This is a genomic window from Streptomyces sp. NPDC046831 (assembly GCF_040645305.1).
Lineage (GTDB): Bacteria > Actinomycetota > Actinomycetes > Streptomycetales > Streptomycetaceae > Streptomyces.
The window spans coordinates 161,867-173,520 of sequence record NZ_JBEYXZ010000011.1 but is presented as its reverse complement, the minus strand read 5'-3'; the positions used below and the strand labels follow the sequence as shown (position 1 = coordinate 173,520).

General features: G+C 73.8%; 10 protein-coding genes and 1 pseudogene. 7 read left to right on the top strand and 4 right to left on the bottom strand.

Features of this window, described 5'->3' with window-relative positions; translation table 11 throughout:
* The first annotated feature begins 420 nt into the window (after window positions 1-420).
* The 3 genes from galE to idi all read left to right on the top strand — a co-directional run bounded on the left by galE (window position 421) and on the right by idi (window position 3,202).
* Window positions 421-1,398, top strand: coding sequence for a UDP-glucose 4-epimerase GalE (gene galE, locus ABZ920_RS13000; protein ID WP_361502644.1), 978 nt, complete (start codon window positions 421-423; stop codon window positions 1,396-1,398).
* A gap of 154 nt (window positions 1,399-1,552) precedes the next feature.
* Window positions 1,553-2,491 carry a cation diffusion facilitator family transporter gene (locus tag ABZ920_RS12995; protein WP_361502642.1) on the top strand — a complete coding sequence of 313 codons (939 nt, stop codon included), beginning with the start codon at window positions 1,553-1,555 and terminating at the stop codon, window positions 2,489-2,491.
* Between the two features lie 117 nt (window positions 2,492-2,608).
* Entirely contained in the window at window positions 2,609-3,202 is a 594-nt protein-coding gene (gene idi / locus ABZ920_RS12990; RefSeq protein WP_361502639.1) for an isopentenyl-diphosphate Delta-isomerase, read from the top strand.
* A gap of 30 nt (window positions 3,203-3,232) precedes the next feature.
* Here idi and ABZ920_RS12985 read toward each other — a convergent pair whose 3' ends face one another.
* Window positions 3,233-3,736: an ATP-binding protein gene (locus tag ABZ920_RS12985; RefSeq protein WP_361502708.1), complete on the bottom strand. Its 504-nt coding sequence runs from the start codon at window positions 3,734-3,736 to the stop codon at window positions 3,233-3,235.
* 258 nt (window positions 3,737-3,994) lie between these two features.
* Window positions 3,995-4,579, bottom strand: a complete 585-nt coding sequence (locus tag ABZ920_RS12980; RefSeq protein WP_361502636.1) for a DUF308 domain-containing protein — start codon at window positions 4,577-4,579, stop codon at window positions 3,995-3,997.
* 126 nt (window positions 4,580-4,705) lie between these two features.
* Between ABZ920_RS12980 and ABZ920_RS12975 the strand changes: the two genes are divergently transcribed.
* Complete coding sequence (locus tag ABZ920_RS12975) at window positions 4,706-5,461, top strand: enoyl-CoA hydratase/isomerase family protein (protein ID WP_361502633.1); 756 nt, start codon at window positions 4,706-4,708, stop codon at window positions 5,459-5,461.
* Window positions 5,462-5,577: 116 nt separating this feature from the next.
* Here the strand turns inward: ABZ920_RS12975 and ABZ920_RS12970 are convergent.
* Window positions 5,578-5,754 (bottom strand): annotated as a pseudogene (locus ABZ920_RS12970) (alpha/beta hydrolase); the annotation flags it as partial.
* A gap of 137 nt (window positions 5,755-5,891) precedes the next feature.
* Between ABZ920_RS12970 and ABZ920_RS12965 the strand changes: the two are divergent.
* From ABZ920_RS12965 to ABZ920_RS12955, 3 genes are all read left to right on the top strand, one after another.
* Window positions 5,892-6,782: a neutral zinc metallopeptidase gene (locus ABZ920_RS12965; protein ID WP_361502630.1), complete on the top strand. Its 891-nt coding sequence runs from the start codon at window positions 5,892-5,894 to the stop codon at window positions 6,780-6,782.
* A 185-nt stretch (window positions 6,783-6,967) separates the two neighbouring features.
* The gene (locus ABZ920_RS12960; RefSeq protein WP_361502627.1) at window positions 6,968-7,141 is read left to right on the top strand and encodes a hypothetical protein; all 174 of its coding nucleotides are present in this window, start codon (window positions 6,968-6,970) and stop codon (window positions 7,139-7,141) included.
* A gap of 135 nt (window positions 7,142-7,276) precedes the next feature.
* Complete coding sequence (locus ABZ920_RS12955) at window positions 7,277-9,652, top strand: Tex family protein (protein ID WP_361502625.1); 2,376 nt, start codon at window positions 7,277-7,279, stop codon at window positions 9,650-9,652.
* Between the two features lie 250 nt (window positions 9,653-9,902).
* On the opposite strand, the gene ABZ920_RS12950 is transcribed toward ABZ920_RS12955, so the two are convergent.
* Window positions 9,903-11,543 carry an ABC-F family ATP-binding cassette domain-containing protein gene (locus tag ABZ920_RS12950; RefSeq protein ID WP_361502622.1) on the bottom strand — a complete coding sequence of 547 codons (1,641 nt, stop codon included), beginning with the start codon at window positions 11,541-11,543 and terminating at the stop codon, window positions 9,903-9,905.
* Between the last annotated feature and the right edge of the window lie 111 nt (window positions 11,544-11,654).

Here is an 11,654-nt window from a genome sequence, read left to right as displayed (position 1 = left end):
GCAGTCGTGCCGCTGGGGCGGCACGGGTGGGCGCGGACGGCACCCCGGCAGCACCGGACCACGCAACCCACCCGACCCGCCGCCATCACGCCGCGCGCCCCGCAGGCAACGACCGCCCGGCCGGCCGGCGCGCCGGGGCCTCGGGCGGGCGGCCCGCGCTGGGAGTGGCATCAGCTGCCTCCGAACGCGCGGGCCGCCCGGAGCGCACGGCGCCCGGAGCGCGGGCCGCCCGGCGCACGCGGGGCGCCCGGCGCACGCGGGGCGCCAGAAAGGCGGCGTGCGCGGCGCGCACCCGACCCGCCCCGAGGCGTCGCGCGCGGCGCACGCGTGGTGCGCAAAGGCACGCCGCGACCCCGCGCCCCACCCGCCCGCACGACGCGATGACCGCCGAGCCCGCACCCGCGGCATAGGGTGGCGGGCATGACATGGCTGATCACTGGCGGAGCCGGATACATCGGGGCGCATGTGGCGCACGTCATGGCCGAGGCCGGCGAGCGCGCCGTCGTGCTCGACGACCTGTCGGCCGGGCGCGCGGCCCGCCTGCCGGAGGACGTACCGCTGATCCAGGGCTCGTCACTGGACGGCGGCCTGCTCAAGCGGGTGCTCGCCGAGCACGAGGTGACCGGCGTCGTGCATCTGGCCGCACGCAAGCAGGTCGCCGAGTCGGTCGCGCAGCCGACCCGGTACTACCAGGAGAACCTGGGCGGTCTCGCCACCCTCCTCGACGCCGTGGCCGAAGCCGGCGTCGGGCGCTTCGTGTTCTCCTCGTCGGCCGCCGTCTACGGCAACCCGGACGTGGACCTCATCACGGAGGACACCCCCTGCGCCCCGGTGAACCCCTACGGCGAGACCAAGCTCGCCGGGGAGTGGCTGGTGCGGGCGGCCGGCCGGGCGCACGGCATCGCCACCGTCTGCCTGCGGTACTTCAACGTCGCCGGCGCGTCCGCCCCCGAGCTCGCCGACACCGGCGTGTTCAACATCGTCCCGATGGTCTTCGACCGCCTCGCCCGCGGCGAGGCACCCCGCGTCTTCGGCGACGACTACCCCACGCCGGACGGCACCTGTGTCCGCGACTACATCCACGTCTCCGACCTCGCCGAGGCCCACCTGGCCGCCGTGCGGCGCCTGGGCGACACCGGCGCGGCCGGTGACCTCACCCTGAACATCGGCCGCGGCGAGGGCGTCTCGGTGCGGGAGCTGATCTCGGTCATTGGCGAGGTGACCGGTGACCGGCGGCCCCCGGTGGTCGAGGCGCGCCGCCCCGGGGACGCGCCGCGCGCGGTCGCCTCGGCGGAGCGGGCGGCGGCGGAGCTGGGGTGGCGGGCCCGGCGCGGGGTACCCGAGATGGTCTCCTCCGCCTGGCGGGGCTGGCTGCTGCACCACGGCGCACGACCGTGAGCACGCCCTGACCTGCGGGGCTCGCACACATCGGGACGCTCGTTCGTTTCCGCAGGTCACGGCAGATGACAACGGTGTTCAGTGCCGCGTTGCCGCACCCGTCCCGCCCGTAGTTCACTGTGGTCCCGGAGGACTCACAGGAGGGTCACATCGCATGGGCGCCGGTCACGACCACGGGCACGCGCACGGCGCGACCGCCACCAGGACGGCGGGCGCCGCCCACCGCGGCCCCCTGCGCATCGCGCTCTCGATCACCCTCACCGTGATGGTGGTGGAGATCGTCGGCGGCGTGCTGGCGGACTCCCTCGCACTCGTCGCGGACGCCGCGCACATGGCGACCGACGCCCTGGGCCTCGGCCTGGCGCTGGTCGCCATCCACGTCGCGAACCGGCCGCCGAGCCGGAACCGCACCTTCGGCTACGCGCGTGCCGAGATCCTAGCCGCGCTGGGCAACTGCCTGCTCCTGCTGGGCGTCGGCGGATACGTGCTGGTCGAGGCGGTCCAGCGGTTCCTCACCCCGGCCGGGACCGCCGGCGGCCTGATGATCGTCTTCGGCGCGGTCGGCCTGGTCGCGAACTCGGTCTCGCTGCTGGTGCTGATGCGCGGCCAGAAGGAGAGCCTGAACGTGCGCGGCGCCTTCGTCGAGGTGGCCGCGGACACGCTCGGCTCGCTGGCCGTGCTGATCTCCGCGACCGTGATCCTGTTCACCGGCTGGCAGGCCGCCGACCCGATCGCCTCCCTCGCCATCGGTCTGATGATCGTGCCGCGTACCGTCAGGCTGCTGCGCGAGACCCTGGACGTCCTGCTGGAGGCGGCCCCGAAGGACATCGACATGGCGGAGGTACGGGCCCACATCCTGGGGCTGGACGGCGTCGAGGACGTGCACGACCTGCACGCGTGGACGATCACCTCCGGCCTGCCGGTGCTGTCGGCGCACGTGGTGGTCAGCTCCGACGTCCTGAACGCCATCGGCCACGAGAAGATGCTGCACGAGCTGCAGCACTGCCTCGGCGACCACTTCGACGTGGAACACTGCACCTTCCAGCTGGAGCCGGGCGGCCATGCGGAGCACGAGGCCCGCCTGTGCCACTGAGAGCCCCGGCCGCGCGCCCCGCGTCCGGCGCGGGACATGCGGGTCTGCCGGGAAGTGCCGGGAGTGCCGGATTCGTACGGCAGACTTGTGGCTCGAGGACCGATGCGAAGGATGGGTATGCCGATCACACCTGCCACCGCGACGCACAGCTCGTCGAACGGCACCGTTGACACGATCATGCTGGAACTGGTCGACGAGAACGGTGTGACGGTCGGCACCGCGGAGAAGCTGGCCGCCCACCAGCCGCCGGGACAGCTGCACCGCGCCTTCTCCGTGTTCCTCTTCGACGAGCGCGGCCGGCTGCTGCTGCAGCAGCGGGCGCTGGGCAAGTACCACTCCCCCGGCGTTTGGTCGAACACCTGTTGCGGCCACCCGTATCCCGGTGAGGCGCCGTTCGCGGCGGCGGCCCGGCGGACGTACGAGGAGCTGGGGGTCTCCCCGTCGCTGCTCGCCGAGGCGGGCACGGTCCGCTACAACCACCCGGACCCCGAGTCGGGTCTGGTGGAGCAGGAGTACAACCACCTCTTCGTCGGTCTGGTGCAGTCCCCGCTGCGGCCCGACGCCGACGAGGTCGGGGACACGGCGTTCGTGACCGCGGCCGAGCTGGCCGAGCGGCACGCCCGGGACCCCTTCTCGACCTGGTTCCTCACCGTGCTGGACGCCGCCCGGCCGGCGATCAGGGAGCTGACGGGGCCCTCCGCCGGCTGGTGAGTCCGGCCGTGTCCTGCCCGGCGGGCGGCGTCACCGGGCGTACCCGAGCGGAAGGGCGACCCAGATGACCTTGCCGCCGCTCGTCGTGTGCTCGACGTCGCACACCCCGCCCGCCTCCGCGGCGATCTCCCGCACCAGGAGCAGTCCCCGCCCCCCGGTGCGGGCGTGGTCGGCCTCCAGGGCGGTGGGGCGGTAGGGATGGTTGTCCTCGACGGCCACCCGCACCCACTCGGCGCCGACGGCGACCTCCACGGCGAGCATCGGCGACAGCAGCGCCGCGTGCCGTACGGCGTTGGTGACCAGCTCGGAGACGATCAGCAGCAGGCCGTGCACCAGGTCGTCGGACGCCGGCACCCCCTGCCGCCGCAGCAGGTCCCGCACCGCGTGCCGGGCCTGCGGGACCGAGGCGTCGACTGCGGGCGCGGTGAACCGCCAGACTCCCTCGTAGGGAGCCGGACCGGGCGTTCCGTCCTGCCGAAGTGCCCCCGCGCCGCGCTCTGGGCGCGGGCCGTCCCCACGCCCGTGGTCTTCCATCGTCCGGTCGCCACCCTCGCGCTCGACTGTCACCACACGTCGAGTGTTGGTAACGCGTCCCTCCCCACCCCGTCAGTGACCACAAGTCAGCTGGTTTCGAGCGCTTTGCGACCGGCTGCGCATGACACGGCCACAGGAAGGACCACTCCTGTCCCGCCCGCGCCGCGTTCGGGAACTCATCGGGTGATACGGGTTGCGGTGGAGTGCGGTGGAGGCTGACGGTGCCGGTGCCACGCGCGGGGCCCGCGGCCGCCGGCCCTACGCCGTCCGGTCGGCGACCATGCCGACGATGCGCCGGCCGACGGTGCCGGTGGCGATCAGACCGAGCCCGTCGAACAGCAGCGCGAGGGAGATGAAGCAGCCGATGACGTACTGGCTGCTGTTCGGCCAGTTGCCGAGGACCAGCACGCCCAGCAGCAGGTCGAAGGCGCCCAGCACGAGCGTCCAGCCGAACTGGGGGCCGCGCACGATGATCGACCCCACCAGCCGGAACAGGCCGGCGGTGAGGAAGAGCAGGGCGGCGAACATGGTCAGCGCCTCGGCCGTCGCGTGGGGTTTGCAGATGACCACCACGCCCGCGGCGAGGTTCAGGGCCGCGACGATGACGCCCAGCCAGAGGAAGTTCGAGCCCCGCGCCTGCACCGCGTGCAGCAGCCCCACCAGCCCGCCGACCAGCAGCAGCCAGCCGAACAGCAGCATCGAGGTCAAGGTGACGGCGGCGGCGTACACCAGCCCGACGACCCCGGCGAGCACCAGGACCGCGCCGAGCAGGGCCAGCCAGCCGAAGCTGCGCCGCATCTGCGCCGTCTCGCTCCGGTCCCGGCGCTTGGTGAAGCCGACCATCAGCGCCTCCTCCTGCCTGTCCCCTTCGCCATTGTTCTTGTCCTGACTCCCCTTTTGCCACCGTGTCGTAACTCTCCCCCGCACCTTCTTGATCAAACGGTCGGCCGGGCGGATAGCATCCGCCGCATGGAGCCGCAGCTGCTGCACGACGTCACCGACTCGGTCGCCACCGTCGTCGTCCACCATCCGGCCAAGCGCAACGCGATGACGGCCGGCATGTGGCGGGCGCTGCCGCCGCTGCTGGCGTCCCTGGCCGCCGATCCGGGGGTACGGGCGCTGGTGCTCACCGGGGAGGGTGCCACGTTCTGCGCCGGCGCCGACATCTCGACGCTCCAGGGCTCGCCCGGCGAGGCGCAGCGCCTCGCGGTGCTGGCCGAGGAGGCGCTGGCCGCGTTCCCCAAGCCGACCCTGGCGGCGGTGCGCGGGCACTGCGTGGGCGGCGGCGCGCAGCTCGCGGCGGCCTGCGATCTGCGGTTCGCCGAGGCCGGCGCGCTGTTCGGGGTGACACCGGCGAAGCTCGGGATCGTCTATCCGGCCTCCTCCACCCGGCGGCTGGTGTCCCTGGTGGGTCCGGCCACCGCCAAGTACCTGCTGTTCTCCGGCGAGTTGATCGGCGCCGAGCGGGCACACACCGCCGGCCTGGTCGACGAGGTGCTGCCCGAGGGCCGGCTCGGCGAGCGGGTCGCGGAGTTCACGCGCGTCCTGGTCTCCCGCTCGCAGCTGACGCAGGCCGCGGCGAAGGAGTTCGCGGACGGCCGCACGGACCGGGACGCCCACTGGGCGCGGCAGGCGTGCGGCAACGCGGACACCGCGGAGGGCGTCGCCGCCTTCCTGGAGCGCAGGCAGCCGCAGTTCACGTGGACGGCGCCGGCTCCGCGCTGAGCGGGTGGAGTAGGTGCGGTACGGAAAGTGCCGCTGAGGTCGGTCTCATGGGTGCGGGGCTGCCTCGCGGAGGCTCCGAGCCGCCGGGGGACGAAGCCGGCGTGCGGTTCCCGCGGGTCGGGGCAGACCAGGGTGAAGCCGCGCCGGGCGAGGAGCGCGGCGACACGGTGCCAGGTCGCGGAGGTCCGGGGGTGGCCGTGCAACAGCACCACGGGCGGTCCCTGCCCGCCGTGACGGACGAAGACCGACGCCTCACCCGTGCGGACCCGCCGGGTCTCGAAGTCCTCGAACACCGTCCGCGTCCACCCGGCGGACGCCGGATGCCGACAGCCGGTGACGCGGCGGCGGTGGCACCCCGTACGACCGGAATCCCGCGGACGGGGTAGACGGAGCAGCGATCTGGCCGTGACATACCGCGAAGGTGGCGCTGATGCAGTTCGACGACGACGCCGGTCTGGACACCAGCGAGGTGCAGGACATGCGGGGCAGCCGCATTCCCGGTGGCGGAGCCACCATCGGCGGCGGCATCGTCGGCCTGGTGATCCTGGTGGTGGGACTGGTTCTCGGGATCGGTCCCGGTCAGCTGGGGCTGTCCTCCGGTGGTGAGGATCCGGCGCCGGCCGCGTCCTCCGCCGGCGAGGTCCAGCAGTCCTGCCGCACCGGGAGGGACGCCAACACCAGGGAGGACTGCCGCATCGTGGCGGTGGTCAACAGCGTGCAGGACTACTGGAGCGAGGAGCTCGGGCGCCGCCGGGGCGCCTACGCCGAGGCGCCGACGGTGTTCTTCAGCGGGCGCTGGGAGACGGCGTGCGGGACCGCGACCTCCGCCGTCGGCCCGTTCTACTGCCCCGGCGACCGCAAGGTCTACCTCGACCTGGACTTCTTCGACGAGTTGCGCACGAAGTTCGGGGCGAGCGGCGGGCCCTTCGCGCAGGCCTATGTCGTGGCGCACGAGTACGGGCACCACGTCCAGGACCTCACGGGGGTGCTGGGGAGGTCCCAGGACGGGCGGACCGGCGCCGACAGCGCCTCGGTCCGGACGGAGCTGCAGGCCGACTGCTACGCGGGCGTGTGGGCACGGCACGCCACCACGGCCCCGGACGAGTCCACGGGCAGGCCGCTGATCACGAGCCTCACGGACGCCGACATCCGGGACGGGCTGGACGCGGCGGCGGCCGTCGGCGACGACCGCATACAGGAGAGGTTCCAGGGCCGGGTGGACCCCGAGACCTGGACCCACGGCTCGGCCGAGCAGCGGCAGCAGTGGTTCGACCGAGGGTTCCGCACCGGGGACATGGCGCAGTGCGACACCTTCCGCTGAGCCGCGGACCGCACGGCGCGGATCGCACGGCACGGCCCGCCCGGCGCCGATCGCACGGCTGCGGCACGGGAGAGTGCCCCAGGGCCAGGGCCAGGGCCAGTGCCTGGGCCCGGGGCAGGCGGCGCGGCGGGCGGGGGAAACGTTCCGCACCGGCACAACCGGCCGGACGACGGAGGGAGTCGGCAGTGTCCCGACCCGTCGCCGACGCACTGCGGCAGATCGGCGGAGCCGTCGCCACGGTGGTGACGCTCCCGTCCCAGGCCCTGGCTTTGGCCCTGGTCCTGGCCCGGATCTTCGGCGGAGCCCCGGCCCTGGCCCGGATCTTCGGCGGAGCCCCGGCCTCGGCGCGCGGAGCCTGAACCACGGCGGGGCGACACGCGGCGGGAGGGCCGTGGACAGGGCTCCCGCCCCGCCGGAGCCGCCCTGGTCCGCTCCTGTCGGTCCCGCCTGCCACAATTGCCGCGCAACCGGAAGTGAGAAGGCGGTACGGGATCGTGACGACACCCCTCGTAGGGTCCATCGAAAGCAGGATCGCCGAGGAGCTCGGCGTACGGGAGCGGCAGGTCAAGGCCGCCGTGGAGCTGCTCGACGGCGGTTCGACGGTGCCCTTCATCGCCCGTTACCGCAAGGAAGCGACCGAGATGCTCGACGACGCGCAGCTGCGCACGATCGAGGAGCGGCTGCGCTACCTGCGGGAGCTGGAGGAGCGGCGGACGGCGGTCCTGGAGTCGGTGCGCGAGCAGGGCAAGCTCACCGCGGAGCTCGAGGCGCAGATCCGCGGCGCCGAGACGAAGGCGCGCCTGGAGGACGTCTACCTGCCGTTCAAGCCGAAGCGGCGGACGAAGGCGCAGATCGCCCGGGAGGCGGGCCTGGAGCCGCTGGCCGAGGGCCTCCTCGTGGACCCGGCGGTCGAGCCGCTCGCCGCGGCGGCCGCCTTCGTCGACCCGGACAAGGGCGTCGCCGATCCGCAGGCGGCGCTCGACGGCGCCCGGGCGATCCTCACCGAGCGGTTCTCGGAGGACGCCGACCTGATCGGCGAGCTGCGCGAGCGCATGTGGGTGCGCGGGCGGCTGGCCGCGAAGGTGCGGGAGGGCAAGGAGGAGGCGGGCGCCAAGTTCGCCGACTACTTCGACTTCGCCGAGCCGTTCACCGAGCTGCCCTCGCACCGGATCCTGGCGGTGCTGCGCGGCGAGAAGGAGGAGGTGCTGGACCTCGTCCTGGAGCCGGAGGAGCCCGTGGACGGGCCGTCCTCGTACGAGGGGATCGTGGCGCACCGCTTCGGCATCGCCAACCGCGGCCGCGCCGCCGACAAGTGGCTGCTGGACACGGTCCGCTGGGCCTGGCGCACCCGCATCCTCGTCCACCTCGGCATCGACCTGCGGCTGAGGCTGCGCACGGCGGCCGAGGACGAGGCGGTGAACGTGTTCGCGGCGAACCTGCGGGACCTGCTGCTCGCGGCGCCGGCGGGCACCCGCGCGACGCTGGGCCTGGACCCCGGTTTCCGCACCGGCGTGAAGGTGGCCGTGGTCGACGCGACCGGCAAGGTCGTCGCCACGGACGTCGTGTACCCGCACGTCCCGGCCAACAAGTGGGACGAGGCGATCGCCAAGCTGGCCCGCCTGGCCGGGGAGCACGCCGTCGAGCTGGTCGCCATCGGCAACGGCACCGCCTCCCGCGAGACCGACAGGCTCGCCGCCGAGCTCATCGCCAGGCACCCGGAGCTGAAGCTCACCAAGGTGATGGTGTCGGAGGCCGGCGCCTCGGTGTACTCCGCGTCCGCCTACGCCTCCCGGGAGCTGCCGGACATGGACGTGTCGCTGCGCGGCGCGGTCTCCATCGCGCGTCGGCTGCAGGACCCGCTGGCCGAGCTGGTGAAGATCGACCCCAAGTCCATCGGTGTCGGCCAGTACCAGCACGACCTGTCCGAGGTGAAGCTGTCCCGCTCGCTGGACGCCGTGGTCGAGGACTGTGTGAACGGCGTCGGCGTGGACGTCAACACGGCCTCGGTGCCGCTGCTGTCCCGCGTGTCGGGCATCACCTCGTCACTGGCCGAGAACATCGTGGCGCACCGGGACGCGAACGGGCCGTTCACGTCCCGGTCGGAGCTGAAGAAGGTCCCGCGGCTCGGCCCGAAGGCGTTCGAGCAGTGCGCGGGCTTCCTCAGGATCCGCGGCGGCGACGACCCGCTGGACGCCTCCAGCGTGCACCCCGAGGCCTACCCCGTCGTGCGCCGCATGGTGAAGACCACCGGTGAGCAGGTCGCCTCCCTCGTCGGGAACACGCCGGTGCTGCGCTCGCTCAGGCCGGCCGACTTCGTGGACGACACCTTCGGTCTGCCCACCGTCACCGACATCCTCAAGGAGCTGGAGAAGCCCGGGCGCGACCCGCGGCCCGCTTTCCGGACCGCCACCTTCAAGGAGGGCGTCGAGAAGATCTCCGACCTGTCCGCAGGAATGGTCCTGGAGGGTGTCGTCACCAACGTCGCCGCGTTCGGCGCCTTCGTGGACGTCGGCGTCCACCAGGACGGCCTGGTGCACGTCTCGGCCCTGTCGAAGACGTTCGTGAAGGACCCGCGCGACGTGGTCAAGCCCGGCGACATCGTCAAGGTGAAGGTGCTCGACGTCGACATCCCACGCAAGCGGATCTCCCTCACCCTGCGCCTGGACGACGAGGCCGCCCCACAGGCCGGGCCGGACGCGGGCGCCGACCGGCGCCGACGCGGCGGACGTCCGCCGCAGCAGCGCCAGGGCCGCGGCGGCAGTGGAGGTGGCGGCGGTGGCTCGCGGCAGGCGCCTGCGCCGGCCAACAGCGCCATGGCCGACGCGCTGCGCCGCGCGGGCCTGCTCGATCCGAAGAAGGGCCGGCGCTGAGGCGGCCGGGGCCGGACCCGCTCGCCGCTCACGGCACGCGGGTCCGGGCCCGGCGCGTCCTTGCCTGAACGGGGCGAGCGCAGGGCCGGCGCTGCCGTACGGGTTCGCAGCGTCCGGGCCGCCCCGGAGCCGTACGGGCTCACGGCGTCACGCACCGCACCGGAGCCGAACGGGCTCGCGGACGGCCCCGGAGCCGTTCTGCGACGCGCCGGGCCCGGCACCGTCCACGGCCTCACGACCCGTCGGTCCGCTAGCGCTCGGTCACCTTGCCGTCCGCCACCTCCAGGCGGCGTGTCACACGGACCGCCTCCAGCATGCGGCGGTCGTGGGTGACCAGCAGCAGCGTGCCCCCGTAGGCGTCGAGGGCCGACTCGAGCTGCTCGATCGCGGGCAGGTCCAGGTGGTTGGTCGGCTCGTCCAGGACTAGGAGGTTGACGCCCCTGCCCTGGAGCAGGGCGAGGGCGGCACGGGTGCGTTCACCCGGCGAGAGGGTCGCGGCCGGGCGCAGCACATGGGCGGACTTCAGGCCGAACTTGGCCAGCAGGGTGCGCACCTCCACCGGCTCGGTGTCCGGCACCGCGGCGCAGAACGCGTCCAGCAGCGTCTCCGGGCCGTGGAAGAGCCCGCGTGCCTGGTCGACCTCGCCGACGAGGACGCCCGAGCCCAGGGCGGCGTGCCCGGCGGCCGGTGCGACCCGGCCGAGCAGCAGGGCCAGCAGGGTCGACTTCCCCGCGCCGTTGGCGCCGGTGACCGCCACCCGGTCCGCCCAGTCGATCTGCAGGGACACCGGGCCGAGCACGAAGCCGCCGCGCCGGACCTCCGCGTCCCGCAGCGTCGCGACGACCGCGCCGGAGCGCGGCGCCGCCGCGATCTCCATGCGCAGCTCCCACTCCTTGCGGGGCTCCTCGACGTTGTCGAGGCGCTCGATCATGCGCTGTGTCTGCCGGACCTTCGCGGCCTGCTTCTCACTCGCCTCGGTGCGGAACTTGCGGCCGATCTTGTCGTTGTCGCCGCCCGCCTTGCGCCGGGCGTTCTTCACGCCCTTGTCCATCCAGGCACGCTGCGTCCGCGCGCGCTCCTGGAGCGCCGCCCGCTTGTCGGCGTACTCCTCGTAGTCGTCGCGGGCGTGCCGGCGGGCCACCTCCCGCTCCTCCAGGTAGGCCGCGTAGCCGCCGCCGTAGAGGTTCACCTGCTGCTGGGCGAGGTCGATCTCGAGGACGCGGTTGACCGTGCGGGTGAGGAACTCGCGGTCGTGGCTGACGACGACGGTGGCGGCGCGCAGCCCGGTGACGAACCGCTCCAGGCGCTCCAGGCCGTCGAGGTCGAGGTCGTTGGTCGGCTCGTCGAGCAGGAAGACGTCGTAGCGCGACAGCAGCAGGGAGGCGAGGCCCGCGCGGGCCGCCTGGCCGCCGGACAGCGACGTCATCGGCTGGTCGAGGCCGACCGCCAGGCCGAGGGAGTCGACGACCTGCTCCGCCCGCTCGTCGAGGTCCGCCCCGCCGAGCCCGAGCCACCGCTCCAGGGCGGCGGCGTACGCGTCGTCCGCGCCCGGCGCCCCGTCGACGAGCGCCTGCGTGGCCTCGTCCATCACCCGCTGCGCCTCGGCGACCCCGGTGCGGCGGGCGAGGAACTGCCTCACCGTCTCCCCCGGCCGGCGCTCGGGCTCCTGGGGAAGGTGCCCGACGGTCGCGGTCGGCGGGGACAGCGTGATCCCGCCCTGCTCCGGCACGGTCAGCCCGGCGAGCATCCTGAGCAGGGTGGACTTGCCCGCGCCGTTGGCGCCGACCAGCCCGATCACGTCCCCGGGGGCCACGACGAGGTCCAGTCCGGTGAACAGCGAGCGCTCGCCGTGGCCGGCGGCGAGGTCCTTGGCGACGAGGGTGGCAGTCATCAGGGGGCCGATCCTAACGGCCGCGCCGGGCGGCACTCGGCGCGCCACCGCCACCGCGTTGTCCCGCCCCGCCGCCGCCACCGACGCCGCCCGGCCCACCGCCACCGCCAC